The organism is Exiguobacterium sp. s130 (assembly GCF_018619055.1).
Classification (GTDB): domain Bacteria; phylum Bacillota; class Bacilli; order Exiguobacteriales; family Exiguobacteriaceae; genus Exiguobacterium_A.
This window is the reverse complement of the sequence record NZ_JACSNI010000003.1, coordinates 145,769-160,119: the sequence shown is the minus strand read 5'-3', so window position 1 is coordinate 160,119 and position 14,351 is coordinate 145,769. Positions and strand designations below refer to the sequence as shown.

Annotated in this window: 19 protein-coding genes; all 19 read right to left on the bottom strand. The window is 54.8% G+C overall.

Features of this window, described 5'->3' with window-relative positions:
- Positions 1-7: 7 nt before the first annotated feature.
- The 19 genes from HZS85_RS08440 to HZS85_RS08350 all read right to left on the bottom strand — a co-directional run bounded on the left by HZS85_RS08440 (position 8) and on the right by HZS85_RS08350 (position 14,337).
- A complete protein-coding gene (locus HZS85_RS08440) occupies positions 8-2,014 on the bottom strand; it encodes an XkdQ/YqbQ family protein (protein WP_214855005.1) in 2,007 nt (668 codons plus the stop codon).
- Positions 2,011-2,256 (bottom strand): hypothetical protein, encoded by a 246-nt coding sequence (locus HZS85_RS08435; RefSeq protein ID WP_214855002.1) that lies wholly within the window; start codon positions 2,254-2,256, stop codon positions 2,011-2,013. Before HZS85_RS08435 ends, HZS85_RS08440 begins: the two co-directional genes overlap by 4 nt.
- Positions 2,257-2,266: 10 nt before the next feature.
- Complete coding sequence (locus HZS85_RS08430) at positions 2,267-2,806, bottom strand: hypothetical protein (RefSeq protein ID WP_214855000.1); 540 nt, start codon at positions 2,804-2,806, stop codon at positions 2,267-2,269.
- Positions 2,803-4,539, bottom strand: coding sequence for a hypothetical protein (locus tag HZS85_RS08425; protein ID WP_214854999.1), 1,737 nt, complete (start codon positions 4,537-4,539; stop codon positions 2,803-2,805). The genes HZS85_RS08430 and HZS85_RS08425 overlap by 4 nt, the downstream gene beginning before the upstream one ends.
- Before the next feature lie 5 nt (positions 4,540-4,544).
- Positions 4,545-4,733, bottom strand: coding sequence for a hypothetical protein (locus HZS85_RS08420; protein WP_214854998.1), 189 nt, complete (start codon positions 4,731-4,733; stop codon positions 4,545-4,547).
- Positions 4,733-5,170 (bottom strand): hypothetical protein, encoded by a 438-nt coding sequence (locus tag HZS85_RS08415; protein WP_214854997.1) that lies wholly within the window; start codon positions 5,168-5,170, stop codon positions 4,733-4,735. Before HZS85_RS08415 ends, HZS85_RS08420 begins: the two co-directional genes overlap by 1 nt.
- A gap of 53 nt (positions 5,171-5,223) precedes the next feature.
- Positions 5,224-5,658, bottom strand: a complete 435-nt coding sequence (locus HZS85_RS08410; RefSeq protein WP_214854996.1) for a phage tail tube protein — start codon at positions 5,656-5,658, stop codon at positions 5,224-5,226.
- Between the two features lie 2 nt (positions 5,659-5,660).
- Positions 5,661-6,776 (bottom strand): phage tail sheath subtilisin-like domain-containing protein, encoded by a 1,116-nt coding sequence (locus HZS85_RS08405; protein ID WP_214854995.1) that lies wholly within the window; start codon positions 6,774-6,776, stop codon positions 5,661-5,663.
- A gap of 15 nt (positions 6,777-6,791) precedes the next feature.
- Positions 6,792-7,133 carry a hypothetical protein gene (locus tag HZS85_RS08400; protein WP_214854994.1) on the bottom strand — a complete coding sequence of 114 codons (342 nt, stop codon included), beginning with the start codon at positions 7,131-7,133 and terminating at the stop codon, positions 6,792-6,794.
- A 113-nt stretch (positions 7,134-7,246) separates the two neighbouring features.
- Complete coding sequence (locus tag HZS85_RS08395) at positions 7,247-7,651, bottom strand: HK97 gp10 family phage protein (protein WP_285801412.1); 405 nt, start codon at positions 7,649-7,651, stop codon at positions 7,247-7,249.
- Positions 7,648-7,992, bottom strand: coding sequence for a DUF3599 family protein (locus tag HZS85_RS08390; RefSeq protein WP_214854991.1), 345 nt, complete (start codon positions 7,990-7,992; stop codon positions 7,648-7,650). The genes HZS85_RS08395 and HZS85_RS08390 overlap by 4 nt, the downstream gene beginning before the upstream one ends.
- Positions 7,989-8,375 carry a protein YqbG gene (yqbG, locus tag HZS85_RS08385; RefSeq protein ID WP_214854990.1) on the bottom strand — a complete coding sequence of 129 codons (387 nt, stop codon included), beginning with the start codon at positions 8,373-8,375 and terminating at the stop codon, positions 7,989-7,991. Before yqbG ends, HZS85_RS08390 begins: the two co-directional genes overlap by 4 nt.
- Positions 8,375-8,491 carry a Rho termination factor N-terminal domain-containing protein gene (locus HZS85_RS08380; RefSeq protein WP_214854989.1) on the bottom strand — a complete coding sequence of 39 codons (117 nt, stop codon included), beginning with the start codon at positions 8,489-8,491 and terminating at the stop codon, positions 8,375-8,377. Before HZS85_RS08380 ends, yqbG begins: the two co-directional genes overlap by 1 nt.
- Before the next feature lie 61 nt (positions 8,492-8,552).
- Positions 8,553-9,476, bottom strand: a complete 924-nt coding sequence (locus HZS85_RS08375; protein ID WP_214854988.1) for a phage major capsid family protein — start codon at positions 9,474-9,476, stop codon at positions 8,553-8,555.
- A gap of 17 nt (positions 9,477-9,493) precedes the next feature.
- Entirely contained in the window at positions 9,494-10,372 is an 879-nt protein-coding gene (locus HZS85_RS08370; protein ID WP_214854987.1) for an XkdF-like putative serine protease domain-containing protein, read from the bottom strand.
- Positions 10,373-10,382: 10 nt separating this feature from the next.
- On the bottom strand, positions 10,383-11,258 hold the full coding sequence (locus HZS85_RS08365) for a phage minor head protein (protein WP_214854985.1): 876 nt from the start codon (positions 11,256-11,258) through the stop codon (positions 10,383-10,385).
- Positions 11,251-12,741 carry a phage portal protein gene (locus tag HZS85_RS08360; RefSeq protein WP_214854982.1) on the bottom strand — a complete coding sequence of 497 codons (1,491 nt, stop codon included), beginning with the start codon at positions 12,739-12,741 and terminating at the stop codon, positions 11,251-11,253. Before HZS85_RS08360 ends, HZS85_RS08365 begins: the two co-directional genes overlap by 8 nt.
- 11 nt (positions 12,742-12,752) lie before the next feature.
- Positions 12,753-14,015, bottom strand: a complete 1,263-nt coding sequence (locus HZS85_RS08355; RefSeq protein ID WP_214854980.1) for a PBSX family phage terminase large subunit — start codon at positions 14,013-14,015, stop codon at positions 12,753-12,755.
- Positions 14,008-14,337, bottom strand: a complete 330-nt coding sequence (locus HZS85_RS08350) for a phBC6A51 family helix-turn-helix protein (protein ID WP_214855950.1) — start codon at positions 14,335-14,337, stop codon at positions 14,008-14,010. The genes HZS85_RS08355 and HZS85_RS08350 overlap by 8 nt, the downstream gene beginning before the upstream one ends.
- Positions 14,338-14,351 lie beyond the last annotated feature (14 nt).

Sequence of the window (14,351 nt, the reverse complement as noted above, 5' to 3'; positions counted from 1 at the left end):
CACCTCCTTAGAAGTCAAAGAATTTTTCAGGGTCTAGTTTGTTCGTCAAGCCTCGCGCCCATACGGGGTCACATACTTCGAAATGCAAGTGTGCTTGCGTTGATGTGCCTGTATTTCCGACAACGCCAATCTGTTCTCCAACTTTTACGTACGCACCTGCTTTGTGTGGTGATCTCGAATTCATGTGAGCGTAGACGAATTGTTTTTCTCCACCGCCTAAATTTCCTTGCGCGATGATCCACCAGCCATAACTTTCGGAATAATCATTCAACATGATTACCATGTTTGTGACCGCTTTGAGCGGCGTCCCAAGTGGTGCTAATAAATCGATACCTGCATGGGTAGGCTTGCCACCTGAATAAAAAGTAACCGACTTGAAGCGATACGCGCCGACTTTATATTTCCCTTTGTCAATCGGAAGGACGGCACCTTTGACACCGACGGGTTTCTCATCCCCGAACTCACTGTTCGCAGGTGGTGCATACTCTGGTTCCGGCGTCTCGTCGTACTTCGATAGCGTCAGGTTCATCTTGTGCCCGTACTGATCAATCGTGTGACGATGATCCTTGATGTACCACGTACCCTTTGCTGTTGCAATCGTCGTATCGAACTCGACCTTACGCCCAGCGATTCCGGCAACATGCCCCATCATCGAGACAGTGACGCTTCGCTCTTCGCTCAACAGCGTCTTCTGCAATTTTTCGATCTCCGCGTTCATTTCTTCGATGGAAGCGAATTTCCCGGACATTTCTTTGACGATGACACCGATTTTAGACCCGAGTCGGATGTTATCAACACTCGGAAACGTCGTTTTACTCTCGCTTTTCTTTGCTTTGCCACCAGACGGAATCTTGTCAGGGTTCGTGATGAGGGAATGGGGATCGCCACCGAAACCTGCATACAGTGTTTCCGCAAGCTTCTTATAGGCAAGCGCTTCTGCTGTTTGAAGGTACCCGAACCAGAAATGTGCCATCTCTCCGACACTCATCTTGACGCCTCTGTTTTTGGCAGCATTGCCTTTTTCGTTCAAGAAGATGTCCGCCGCCTTTTTCGTGTTGTATTCTGCCGTACGAAGTCGGTTCGCATCGACAGGTGTGTCGACTGCTCCTGGGATGATTTGAAACAACCCGATAGCTTGCCCGTAACGGGTAGGTGGACCGATTGCCAGTTCATTCCCGCCAGACTCGATCGTCATGATGACTTTTAGAAATAACGGATCGATGCCCTTCTCTTTTCCGACTTTTACCATCAAGTCATTCCATTTATCAGTTCCTGCAATGGAACTACCTAGACCTTCTCTACTTCCGATTGTGTCTGGTCCTTTGTAATCCGCGACCGTTCGCATCGTGCTGGACGTGTCTGACGTACCTGTCGCTTTCGCGCCCGATTCAATCTCTGCCGTGTAGTTGATGGCTGTATAGGCGTTCTGTGCATCCGTTGTCGTTCGCACCTCGCTTGCTGTCCCACGGGTTATGACAACGCCTTGCGTCGCACCTCGTTCCCGCAGTTCGAGCTTGCCGGCGTTCGCGCGGATATAGTACCGCTTTTTCGTCGCCGCTCGCTCCATGCCCATGACCGTCTGGAGGATGCTCTGACGCGTCTCTCCGACGAACTCCAAACCAAAGTATTTCTTCTTCGTCTTCGCGACGTAGCCGACCTTCTGACCCAGTTCCTCGACCATGCGCCGGAATAGCTTCTCGAGCGTGATCTCTTGCGAGACGACGGTCGCCTCACTCCGGTACAGGTAATAGGCGTTATCGTGACACGTCAGGGAAACACTGCTGTCGCCGTTACGTTCACACTTGAAGACGCGTCCCTCGAACAATAGCTTGCTCGAATCGGTATAGACGCGGATCCGCTCGCCCGTGTCGTATGGCACGCCTGCTGACGCGCTGATGACGAGCGTCGCCGTCTGGTAGAACTTATCGACGCCCCCCGCGATGTCGCACGAAACGACGTACGGGGTGATCGTGTAGCGTTTCTTATTCTTGCGATGGTAGTAGTAGACGCTCATGACAGTCGCACCACCACGTAATAGCGATTGATCGTGCGGTCATGCTGCATCAGCACCCGTTCGCCTTCCTTGACCTTTTTGACGATGTCCGCGTTCCAGCGCGCACCTTTGATGCTCTCGCTCGAACCGTCCGGTTTCACTTGGAGCGGACTAAGTCCCGTCACCGTGCCTTCGAGCAACCGCACGGGCGGCTTCGGCATCTGCTGTATCAACTGTTCCATGATATCCTCGACCCAACCCATTCGATCCCTCCTACTTCACTGTTTTCGTCTTGACCTTCGGCTTGCGTTCCTGATGGATCTGCATCGTGTAGACGATGTCGTGTGTCCCTGCCTCGTAGCCCCACTCGAAGTTCCGAATGTTGCCCCAGATGGCGCGTTTCATCGCCGGAATCTTGACGAGCAGACGACTTTCGTTCTCCTGCCGGTCCTCGAACCATTTCGCGAGCGTGACCGGGTTCTCGTACCCTGTCTGTGAGAACTCGTACTTGTGACCAGGGAAGAACGACTGGATCGGGAACGAAATCGAACTGAGTGCGCCCGTACGGGTATGCGTCCGGCGGTCGATCGTGCCGATGTCCTCGTAGTTACGGGAACGCGAAAAAGGCAACGACTCAGGAAGAATGGGAATCTTCTTCGTCATCACCTTGTTGACCTTGACCTTCTTGTTCTTGTAGACATAGACGGTGACGTACTTGCCGTTCACCTTCTTCTTCTCCGCGACCTTGACACGTTTCGTTTGCGTGCCGGTATAGTGGAGCTCGAAATAGATATCGATCGTGCTTTTGCTCATTGTTTCGCCCCCGCTAAGATGAATTCACGCGCGATTTGACGACCAATGGTGTCGATGTCTGACTCATTTCGGACGATGAACTCGTTGCCCGTGATCATTACCGATACCCCTTGATGTTGTACGGTGCTTGAGTTATTGACCGTGCTCGTGTTCTCACTACGCGTCATGATGCGCTCGCCTTCATGCAATGTGGCAAGATAGCCATCGTATGGGACGTAATCCAAACCATTTGCATGACTGCCGTCTGGTTTCTTCGGTTCACTCGGGAAGCCTTCGAGCATCCACGGGATCAACCCACGACCGCCCTTTGCGCCTTCCGGAAGCCACCAAGCGCCCTCGTCAATCTGCTTTTGAATGCCGCCTTCTTGACCGATGCCAGTCCACTTACTCATCTTGTCGCCCCACTTGTCAGTGTTCTCCATAAATTCGGTGATCTCGCGAATCTTATCAGCGACAACTGTTAGGACATCTCCGAAATTCTTAAATGTCTCTTGTGGTTTGGATAAATCCCCACCAGTTAGTATGGTCAACATCTCTGTAAATCCTTCTCCGGTAGCAGATAAAAGGTCAACAACTCCATCGAATGTATCTTCTGACCACTGCTGGATGTCTTTCCACGTGATGTCGACCCCTTCTCCGAGACCAAAAACATCTTTCAAGACGCCGCGGAACCGATCACTCATGGCTTGCGTAAAATTGTTCATCCCTGTCTGATCATCAAACAAACCGTTCATTTCTTTAGCAGCTGGGCGAAGCTCTTCGAGCATCCCTTTCCCCATCGTGGCGAAGACGCCTTGTGTATTCGATTTCAGCTTTTCCCATTGACCCGTCGTCGATTCATTGATCTTCTTGACGTATTCGTCCGTGAATCCTTGTTCGCCGAGCAACCGGTCGACGGCTTCAAGGTTCGCCAGCCAGTCATTTGTCGAACTGACGCCTGCGGCGGATAACGTCGCGCGGGACATATTGAAACGTTCCGCGATGGACGTCATATCGCCCGTCATGACCTCACTGATGGCGGTCTTCGCACCTTCCATACCCCCGCCCATCGCTTCAGACGGGTTCTTCGTCGCGAGACGTTCGGTGATGGCGACCCCTTTTGCGATTTGCTCCGGGTCCTTCGTGCTGTTGAGGAACATCTGCGCCGTGTCCATGAACGGTTGATCCGCGAACATCGATTCCATACCCGCCGCTTTTGTTTGGTCATAGATCTGTTTGCCGAGTTCAGGACTGCCACTCAAGCCTTCGATACTCATCTGCGTCATCTCTGCCGTCATCGCGGGTTTGATCATATGGTCGACGACACCTTTTGCTGCCATACCTGCAAGTGCAACACCTGCAAGTCCTGCCGCTGTCGTGATGCCACCTAAAACGCCGACGATACCACCGAGTCCTGTGGCGAGTCGCCCGACCGCGTTCGATCCTTCCGAACCGATTCGTGTTAATCCAGCACCCATGCGGGATAAAAAGCTACCTGAACGGTCAATCTCGCTGTTCGTGTCCCGGAGTGTATCCTTCGTCTTGAGGAAACGTCCATTGGCGTCACGTAATCGTCCGTTGATGTCGCGGTAAGCGCCTTCTAATTGTTTCGCTTCTTTAACAGCCTCGTCTGTCTCCTTCGTCAGCTCGCTCAAGCTACGGGAAGTGCTTTTTGCATGCTTTTCGATTTCACTCAAGCGGTTCGATGCCATGTCTTTTGCATCAAACACGACCGTGTACCGTTTTTCTGCCATCTACGTCACACTCCCCTCTCTTCTTCTAGTTGAACGGCTAACGAATTGTACGCATACCGCTTCTGTCCGTCTGTCCAATTGTATGTTTCATGTGGAGGGATGCCGTGCAGGCGGAACATGTGATGGACCCAGAAGTCTTCCGTCACCGGTTCCCCTGGTTTCCGTCGCATACCGTCTGGCCGCAACCCTCGCATTAGTTTTTTAGTTCTTCATCCTCTTGTTCAAGCTTTTGCTTCGAGATGAAGCCGAGACACTCCATTGCTGCTGTTTGAATCGCTTTTTCTTCCGCATAGGTGATGACCTGTTTCACCGCTTCGACTGGATCGAATGTCGTATCAAGGTCGAGCGCTTCGTAGAGTTCCCCGTTGAAGACGAGCTCCTCGTTATGGTCATGCAGACTTCGAACGACGACGAGGGCATCGATGCGGTCACTCCGTACCTTTGCCGACACAGGGATTTCTTTATCCCCACGTTTGATAGGGCGTGATGCCTCTTCGAGTAGATCCTTGTATTTTTCTGAGTTGAGTTTGACGTAGAACGGCGTATCCGCGAGACCTTTCAGTTCGACCTCAATCTTCGTCTCTTCTTCCTTGCGTTTCAGTAGCTTTGCGATCAATGCTTGGTTTGCCATATCGTTTCCTCCTCATGATTAAGTAAAAACAGAGAGCGGTCGCCCGCCCTCCGTCATCGGTTGTCGCCGTTCTTGATCTTCGCGGCTGTCGCGACGAAGGCGTATTCCTTCTTGACGGTCTCACCGACCTGCCAGTTCGCGAGGTCGCCCGTCGTCAGCTTGATGTTCTGGATGCTGTAGGAGAAGCGTTCACCAGATTCCCCGTCTTCGAGTTCCGCGAGAATGTCGAGACGATCCTGACCACGGAACTTCGAACCGCTAAGGAGCATCTTCTGGAGATACTGCGAGTACTCGAATGCACCGATCGTACCGGTGATCTTCGTCTCTTTATGTTTGTATTGCGTGATTTTCTTACGCGGTAAGCGGACGTCGTCGTAGACGTGCTCAATCTTGACGTTGAGTCGGTCGATGTACGTGACCGCCGTCCCGCTCGCCCAGTAGACCATCATGCCCGTGCCGGACATCGTTTTGTCGCCTGTTACTGCCATGCTTACGCACCTCCTGTAGCTGCTGTCGTCGGTACGCTACCGACTTGGAAGTCGATGTAGAAACGTTCCGCTGCGTCGATGAAATAGCCTCGGATCAACAAGAAGATTTGATCCCCGACCGATGGATAGTCTGGATGGAGCGTGACTGCCGTCCCTGGTGCGAGGACTCCCTCGTCGATGAGCGAGTCGATGAACGTATCGAGCGCTGACGTGAGGATTTCTTGACCTGGTAGGTCGTTGTTGATCTTGCCGATGAACTCGCTCTCGATGGCTTCGTTGATTGACGTCTGGAATACCGCTGCGTTGTAGGCAATACGGAGCTTCCCGTTCGCGTGGTGTGGTTTGCTCGGGTTTGTGCCTTCGATGACCTTGCTCGACGTGATAGCAGCGTCTAGGACGACCTCCTGCCCGTTGTGGATCGGTACCGCGATGCCTGCTTCAAACAAGTCTTCACGCTCTGCCTTCGTCAAGCGGCGTTCGACGTCCGAGAGGAAGCCGATGATTTTGCGCGTGAGCGATCCTTGCGCCATCCCTTTGCCACCTTGCGCCCCAGCGAGCCATGCCGCGAGTTCACCCGGTGAGATGACGTTTCCGTCTTGGTCGACGCCACCCATGCCAAGATACATCAGGTCGCCGTGTTTGCCTGCTGCATACGCGCTCTTGATGGCTGTGTTGTCTGCGAGTCCTGCTGGACCCCCGATGACCCCGACGTAGTTCTTGCCGTCGAGTTCGTTGCGGATGCGCCATGCTTTCAAATCTTCCGCGTCTCCTGCCGCTAAATCACGACCGAGCGTGAAGACATCGAAGTAATACGGGTCGAGCTTCGCAAGACCACTCTCGAGTTCTTCTGCGTCATTCAAGACGTAGGCGACGACTTGGCGTGCCCCACCTTCGAAAGCGCGTTTTGCGAACTTGTAGTTCGATACACCGAGGGCGACGAGTGCCTCCCCGACGTTGCGAAGCGTGAGCACCTTGCCCTTGCTCGCTGACAAGCCATTCGTGACCATGCCGATGACGCCGCGCTGTCCTGGACGGATGGCGGCTTCCTGCATCTTCTCGATGACCATGTACAGACCCGGTAAGACTTGATCCGGACCGTTTTTGTCCCAATATGCCATGTACGTGCTCCTTTCCTATTCCAAAAAAGTAGCGATCCGGTTGACCACCGGACCGCGTGAGATGATATGTGGCGTATCCTCCATCCACGACACCGTCAAGGTGACCGCCCCTACCGCATCGACCGGGTTCTCGATCGCGCGGATGTTCGCGTCCTGTAGCTCGAACTTGCCGATGATGGCGTTGTTCGCGGCATACAGTGGGATGTGGTTCCGTCGTTGCTCTAAGGCGAGCAGGACCTTCTCGGCGTCCGCAAGTGCCGTCGTCCGCTTCGGGGCGAAGAACGTCACCGTCGCTAGGACGAGGCGTCGTGAGATGCCTGTCGCATGCGGGAGAGCGCGCGAGATAGGCGGAGACAAGAACAGGCAACGCTCGGTGAACGTCGCCGGAACTTGGTCCGTGTAAAATTTCGTGATGCCCGATTCCGCGCGGCAGAAGGCGAGGAACGCGCTTTGTTTCTGAATCGCCATGTTCAGCCTCCTAACCGGCGTTTGATCGTGCCGTCGATGCGTTTCATGATGCCGACCGCCATGTATTGCTCGGCGATCGATTGGGCGATGTCGAAGAAGTGCGTCGGCTCGACGAACGATTTGCGTCCGACGGTCCAGTGCCCCTCGTTGACGAAAATCGCATACGGATTTCCGGTTCCGGCTTCGACCTCATAGCCACCCTTGCGTTTCTCGAAAATGTTGAAGCTGTTACCCAGTGAAAAGCTGTTCAACATGTCGCGGGTGTCGACGAGTTGTTGCCGGACGATTTCCTTACGGGTCTCCGCTAAGAGTTCCGCCCCGACCGCTTCCATGATCAGAGGGATTTCTTGGTCGAAGTCCTTGCGGATCCGGTCCATGTCCCGTGCAAAGTCGTCGAAGCCATTCATAGCGGCGCCTCCCGTTTGAGCGGGCACTCGATATGATGCTGCTTGACCTTGTACGGCTTGCCGGCGATGTAGACTGACCCATCGATCACGACCTTGTCCCCTTCCAGGAGGTCAGCCGTAATCTTGAAATGCGCGAGGTCATCCGAAGACGAGACCCGCATGCTGTCGGTCTGGATGAGCGTCCCGCGCCCTCTGACGAGGTAACAGGGTACGTTCACAGCGTCCGGTGTGCTCGGATATGAAAAAGCGTCCTCTGACGGGAGACCGTAGCCCCCGCCCGAAGACGTCTTGTCGAGATGATAGATGTTGGCGCGGTCGGAGAGTAACTTGTCGTAACTCATAGGTACCGCATCCTGACTTTCGGTGTTTCGGTGACGACCGCCTTGACGAACGGGTCGAGCAGGGCATTGATCTCCGGTTTCCCGCGCAAGCCTGCACTATCCGCCATCTGGTAGCTGTAGTCGCCGATCTTCTCGCTCTTGTACCCCTTGACCGCACTCTCATCAAGCGCCGACAGGGCGTAGTATTCCGCGAGCTTCTTTGCTGCTAACTTGACGCGCATCGGAACCGTCGGATACTGCACGGGCGGGAACTCATGCCCGACGTAGGAGAAGATATCCGCCTCCGCTTGGATGATGTCATCCTGTAGCTGGGCGTCACTCCGTGCCTTGACCGCATCGAAGCTGGTGTAGCTCTTTAGTTCTTGGACGGTGATGACGGGCATCAGACCCCTCCTTCCTGCGTCGCGAGGATGGCGTCGACGAGTTGCGCCTTCGTCATGCTCGAACGTCCGGAGATGTTCATGTCGGTTGCAATCGCATAGATTTCATCCCGTGTCATTGCCTCTAGCTGTTCACGATTGTAAACAGGCTCCTCACTCATGAGAGCGAAAGGAGCCGGGTCAGGGTGTGACGTCAGCGTCGATGTAAACGAGCGCTTTCGGTGTGCGGATAACGAAGTCCACGCTCGAGAGGACGAAGTGGTATGTCGCTTGCTTCGCCATCGCTTCAGGACCTTCGCCAGTACGTGAGTACTGCACGTCGAAACCAGTGACGACCGTCAAGTTTTCGAGTGGCGTGAAGAGGACTGTATCTTCGACGATGTGATCAACGACTTCGATGTCGTAACCGTGGATCTTCGCAAGGCGTCCTTCGACGAGGACGACGTCAGCAAGTGCTGTTTCGCGTGCGATGACTTCTGCTTGGAGTGCAGCGTGTGTCAGACGACCCATGATCCAGACGAAACGACCAGCACGAAGTTGTTCCGCTGCGACTTTCGTCGGTACTGCTTGGAGATCCGCGAGTTTGACCGCTCCTGTGACGTCGTGTTTGATCGTATCAGCGCTCGTACGTGCAAGTTTGAGGAATCCGTCATCTAACTTGATGAAAGCGTCTGTCGAAGACTTGTCACCGTTGAATGCGAGGTCTTGTAGGTCTGCACCGAACTGCTGCTGGATCATCGAAGCGATGATGTCCTCGACGTTCTGACCACGTGAGCGTGCTGTGTAGTAGACGTTGTCGTTCTCGAACCACGCGTCTGTGTAGACAGGAACGAGCGAGAACGGTACTGAACGTTCTTCTGCGTGATCTGTGCCGTCTGGTGTCGTAAGGATGCCTTTATGCTCTTTCAAGCGGCGTTTCTTGACGCCGAGCATCTCAATCGCACCGTTTGAAGATTTAGCAGCGTAATAGTTCAATTTTTTCAGCGTATCGCCTGAAGCGACGACGTCTTGCATGAAGGCACGTCCGTCATCCGCTGGGAGTGTGACGTTGTTCGACTTTTTGATATTGTCCATCTGTTTTTGGAGCATTTCAGTAGTGTTCAATGGGTTCATCCTCTCTCTTATCCAAAGTGACTTGCGTATGAAGCTTTATCTGGGACTTCTGCCTTCTCGACGGCTTCGTGAGAAGCTGGGAGCGGTCGGACAGATAGCTGTTTTTCGAGTTCTGCAATCTTCGCCTGCGCTTTCTCTAGTTCAGAGGCTTCTGATTCCGCTTGCTGTTGCGCTTCTTCACCTTCTGGCTCTGCCTCTGGTTCAGCTTTTGGCTCCGCTTCCGGTTCTGCTTGCTTCGTCAGAAGCGCCTCAACCGATTTGAGAAGGTTCGCGTTGTTCTCCGCGAGTAACTTTTCGATTTGTTCCTGTGTCATGTCTGTCACCTCCTCTCCCTGTTCGTCCGGTAGAATCCCCATATCCTTGAGGACTTCCGTGACGGAATCCTTGATCTTGGCGAGGAACGACTTGCCGTCCTCCGCCTTCTCGATGACCTCACCCATGCCCGCAAGGGAGAATCCAGTGAACTCCCCCTTCTGGATGCCGGACCAGACCTCGTCCGCGACCTTGACCGCCATGACCCATGTGCCTTTGGTGACGGTCTCGCCACCGAGCTCGAAGTCTGCCGGTGCGATGTAGGACTCGATGACATCCCCGACCTGCGAGGTGAAGTCGTGTTGCTTATCGATTTGGCGATAATCCTTGAGGAAAATGTGCGCCGCCTTCTCGATCTCTTCCGCCGTCATGTAGTCGTCGTGTGCGTCCTTGACGAGCGGTTCATAGACGATGCCGTAGGCAATCTGTTGCGACGCATCCTGCTTGAGGATGTTCATGTCGCGGGAAACGTTTGGCTGTTCCTCACTCTTGGTCAACAAAAAAGACCGCTTGTTCGCAGCCTTGTCGACGATGGAGACGTGAGAAACGACGAGATTCTTGATTTCACGTGGCATAGGAGCCCTCCTATTCAAATTGTGCGATGACGCCCTGACGGATCGCGTTCTTCTCTTCAGCCGATAAGCCGAGGATGTTCGGATCTACGACGGGCGTCGTCGTGCAGTGACAGTTGATGCGTTGTTTCGCGGATAAGGACGTGTCGCGCGGATAGCGTGCCAGTTCGCCCTCGACGTCGAAGAAGTCATTCAGCCCCTTCTGCGTGCCGCTGAGTGCGACGTGAGAAGCACGGGGCTTGTTCTTGCGCCCTCCGCTGTGTAACCACTCGACGCCCGTGACAGCGGGTGATTGCCGGTAGGCTTCGTCGTCCCCGACACTGGCAGCAGTGAGCGTCTCCGTGATGGCGATGCGGCGTGCCCGTGCGCGGTCGAAGTCCGGTTCATCCTTCAGCGCTTGAATGACGTCATGGACGCTTCCACGCTGTTCTAGGGTGCTCGCGATGACTTGCGTCACCTTGTTCGCCGTGTTCTGGTCGAGCACGCGCCCCAGCTCGTCGCTGTAGGCTTGCATGAAGCGGATGCGGCTCGGACTGATCGCTTGGAAGACGACGTCTTTATCGATGCGTGCCATCGTCGTGCTAGCGATGTGAGACGCGACCTCTTGCAGGTGTGGCATCAAGGCGAGCGAGACAGCGGGTGCCATCGTCGTACTCGCTAGGACGCCCGGCAGTCCCATCTGGAACGCAAAGCCCATCGTCTGACCGACTTCCTCGTAGAAGAGGTTGATCGCGGTGATGTAATCCTTCCGGTGCTCCCGCAGGAGCTTTGCCAAGACCGCTTCGAGTCCGTTGATCCGTTCGATGAGGTATTCGACTTCCGGGAAGTCCTTCAGCAGACCGCGCAGTTCATCGTCGTCCGCCTTCGTGATGAAGGAGATGTCACACATCGCCCTCACCCTTCCAACCACCGACGACATCGTTCAGCTCAGTGAGCTCGTCACGTACGTCTTTGAGCACGTCCTTGATGACACCGCCCTCTGCCTTGGCTAAGGCTTCTCCCGTCGCTTGTGCGAGTTCCTGTGTAGGAGAAGGGACAGCGTCACCCGAAGGGAGGTCGTATTTCTCGTCAGCTAGCGGTTCAAGTTCCTTGCCGAGCAATGGACCGATGACCGCACGCTTCTCGTTGACGGAGAGCGATGCCCCTGCCTTATCGAGCGTTGCGATGATCAGTGCGCCATCCGTGAGCTCTGGTGCCCCGAGTGCGACCTTGACATGTTTGAAGCCGTAGGACGGGAGCAACAAGCGATTGAATAGCATCTCGATCTCGACGCGTTCCGGTTGGAAGACCTGTTCCTCTGCGATGCGGCGCGCTTCCTCGACCGTGGCGCGGTTGTAGTCGCTCGATAAGCCGACATAGACTGGAGGCAAGCGGAAGACGGACAACAGCTTGTCCCGTGCCTTGTCGTCGTATTCGAGGAACAAGGCGTCCTTCTGGAGCATGTCGGTCATCGATTTGAGTTCGACCTTCGCCCCTTGCTTACTCTCCCCCGTCGGATCGTCGTCAATCCCGTCGACTTCGATGACGAGGAACTTGTGCTGGGCGTTCTCGTTGCCGATGTCGTTCGCATACTGCGTCAGTTGCGCTTCACTGGCTTCGGATAACTCCCCGCCCGAGATGATGAGCGCACCAGGTAGGTGACGCCCTTGCGTGAAGTAGCGGTAATTGAGTTCCTCTGCCTTGCGCGCCCCTGCGAGTGAAGGAACATGCCCAATCCAGCGCGGAACACCGTAATCGGCGTCTCCGAGCTTCCAGTGCACGATCTCCGTTGCCGTTCCCGGCTGTCCTTCAGATAAGTAGTCACCCGTCAGGCGGTCCATCGGTCGCGGGTCGTTGAATTGTTTGAAGAATTGCTTCTGCCCGCGTCGGAAACGTCGGAATGCCCGTTGAGCGGTCTTCTTGACGCCCATCCGTTCAATCGTCACCTCGACGGGAGCGCCCGGCTTGCTGACCTCCATGTCGTCGGGATTGACGCGGACCAGTTCGATGACTTCGCCCTTGTTGTCCCGCAACACTTCGATGAACGCCTCTCCGATGGTTTCGCGGTCGTTGACGAGCTGCTTGAAGATCTTCGTCAGTGGTTCGTCGAACCCCATCCAGTCGAGCGTCTCCTGCAACCTGTTCCATTCCGCTTCCTTCGCGGTATCGTTCGACGTCTCTTCGACGTATTCAGGCAAGAACCCGTACCCTGCGATGTTGTGGGCATAGGCGTCGATCGCTTGTCGTAGGATGGTCGATTGTTCCACCATCAAGCGGAGCGACTTGCGGTCATACGGTGCGCTCACCCACGCCCCGCTCTCTGACTCCGTGAGGAGTGACTTGACGACGGGCAGGGTCACGCTATCCGCGCTCTTGATCAAATGTGCTTTCATCTATCCACCTCCTAGAAACTCAATTTTCTTCCCTCACGCCGCTTCTTCGGCTTGACGTGGAGATACTCGACGGCATACCTAAGCGCATCCATCAAGTGGTTGTAATCGTCAATCGGTTTATTGATGGACTCGCCACTTAAGCGGTCCTTGTCCCAAACATAGTTATTGATCTCGATGATGAAGTTCGTACAGCGGGGATGGATGATGATCTCGTACTCCTGCAGGCGGGTGATCCCGTGCATGACGCTGTCCTTGCCCTTGCGTGCCCCTGTGACGCGGGTGATGCCGGAGCGACGTAATTCCTCAATCGTCTTCGGCTCCGCGCTGTCCGCGACGATATGGCGCTTGTGGACCTGCTTGTACTTGAGCATCGAGGCAATCTCGCTGTTGAGCATGCCCGTCTGGTAGTGCTCGTCACAGACGTATAGCTTCTTGTTCTCCTCATCAATCTGGATGTCGATGAACGCGGTCGGATCGGTCGCAAAACCGAAGTCGAGCCCGGCATAGTTCGGTAGGTCATCCCGTCGGTTGAATTCCTCGACGCGGAACCGTTCGAATACCAGTCCGTCGGCAATCCCCCACTCGCCATCGCAGACGATCTTCGCCCGACGCGGGTTCGTGTGGTACAAGTCCTCGTACCGCGCTCTATCCACCTCATCGAGCCATTCATTGACGCGGAACGTCGTCGTGGTGGCGAACGTGTTGCTCCGTCGTGTCTCCTCATCGAAGAACACCTTCTTGAGCCAGTGTCGCTCGCTCCACGGGTTGAACGTGATCGTGACCTGCTTGAAGAAGTCGTCCGCCTCATGACTACCCCGAATCGATTCGACGACCGTCGAGAACTTGTGCTCCGTCTCGATCTCGAACGCTTCCTCGAACCATGCCCAACACAGCATGCCGTGTTCGACGGTGATCGACGTGATCTTGAGCGGGTCGTCCAGTCCACGGAATAGAATCTTCTGCCCCGTCGGCTTATAGGTCAGTTCCGGCAAGGACTCGTTCGTCTTCCACAGGTGTTTGACGCCAAGCCGCGCGATCGCCCACTTCAAGTCGGTGTACGTCGATTGCTTCAGCGTGTTCGAGAAGCGACGCACGACGAGCAGGTTCGCCCACGGGTGTTTCATGATCCGTTCGACAAAGTTGATGGCAGCGGTCTTCGATTTCTTCGACCCCCGTGACCCCTTGACGACGCGGTAGAACGATTTATCATGCCAGAAGCGGTTGTACCCGCCTCCGATTAAATCTTTGATGCTGACGACTGGACCCTCAATCATCCTCGGGCACATCCTCGACGAACGTCGGTGTAGTGATTTCAAGTTCCTGCTTCTCAACAGGCTTGAAGCCAGTACGATCCAGAATGTCCGAAGCGGCGTTGTACCGTACCAGTTCACTTTTCGCGTTCAATAGTTCCTTCATCGTTCGTAGTGCCGGAGCCGCCAAATCACCTAAGTATTGACGTTCTTCTTGGAAGCGGACTTCGTCGAAATCGCTCTGGTTTTTCCACTTCGAGATGGTCGTTTCGTTAACGCCAATTTCTTTGGCGATTTCCTTCTGGCTCATGCTAGTGCGAACCATTAGCCTGACAGCCTTTATCATGTTTTCAGTAGCCA

What these genes read in the sequence shown, in the direction of transcription:
- HZS85_RS08415 (WP_214854997.1), bottom strand. Translation starts at nt 5,170, where the DNA reads ATGGCAAACCAAGCATTGATCGCAAAGCTACTGAAACGCAAGGAAGAA.
- yqbG (WP_214854990.1), bottom strand. Translation starts at nt 8,375, where the DNA reads ATGCCCGTCATCACCGTCCAAGAACTAAAGAGCTACACCAGCTTCGAT.
- HZS85_RS08440 (WP_214855005.1), bottom strand. Translation starts at nt 2,014, where the DNA reads ATGAGCGTCTACTACTACCATCGCAAGAATAAGAAACGCTACACGATC.
- HZS85_RS08370 (WP_214854987.1), bottom strand. Translation starts at nt 10,372, where the DNA reads ATGCCACGTGAAATCAAGAATCTCGTCGTTTCTCACGTCTCCATCGTC.
- HZS85_RS08365 (WP_214854985.1), bottom strand. Translation starts at nt 11,258, where the DNA reads ATGTGTGACATCTCCTTCATCACGAAGGCGGACGACGATGAACTGCGC.
- HZS85_RS08435 (WP_214855002.1), bottom strand. Translation starts at nt 2,256, where the DNA reads ATGGGTTGGGTCGAGGATATCATGGAACAGTTGATACAGCAGATGCCG.
- HZS85_RS08380 (WP_214854989.1), bottom strand. Translation starts at nt 8,491, where the DNA reads ATGACACGGGATGAAATCTATGCGATTGCAACCGACATGAACATCTCC.
- HZS85_RS08430 (WP_214855000.1), bottom strand. Translation starts at nt 2,806, where the DNA reads ATGAGCAAAAGCACGATCGATATCTATTTCGAGCTCCACTATACCGGC.
- HZS85_RS08350 (WP_214855950.1), bottom strand. Translation starts at nt 14,337, where the DNA reads ATGATAAAGGCTGTCAGGCTAATGGTTCGCACTAGCATGAGCCAGAAG.
- HZS85_RS08355 (WP_214854980.1), bottom strand. Translation starts at nt 14,015, where the DNA reads ATGATTGAGGGTCCAGTCGTCAGCATCAAAGATTTAATCGGAGGCGGG.
- HZS85_RS08390 (WP_214854991.1), bottom strand. Translation starts at nt 7,992, where the DNA reads ATGAGTTACGACAAGTTACTCTCCGACCGCGCCAACATCTATCATCTC.
- HZS85_RS08360 (WP_214854982.1), bottom strand. Translation starts at nt 12,741, where the DNA reads ATGAAAGCACATTTGATCAAGAGCGCGGATAGCGTGACCCTGCCCGTC.
- HZS85_RS08420 (WP_214854998.1), bottom strand. Translation starts at nt 4,733, where the DNA reads ATGCGAGGGTTGCGGCCAGACGGTATGCGACGGAAACCAGGGGAACCG.
- HZS85_RS08395 (WP_285801412.1), bottom strand. Translation starts at nt 7,651, where the DNA reads ATGAATGGCTTCGACGACTTTGCACGGGACATGGACCGGATCCGCAAG.
- HZS85_RS08405 (WP_214854995.1), bottom strand. Translation starts at nt 6,776, where the DNA reads ATGGCATATTGGGACAAAAACGGTCCGGATCAAGTCTTACCGGGTCTG.
- HZS85_RS08425 (WP_214854999.1), bottom strand. Translation starts at nt 4,539, where the DNA reads ATGGCAGAAAAACGGTACACGGTCGTGTTTGATGCAAAAGACATGGCA.
- HZS85_RS08410 (WP_214854996.1), bottom strand. Translation starts at nt 5,658, where the DNA reads ATGGCAGTAACAGGCGACAAAACGATGTCCGGCACGGGCATGATGGTC.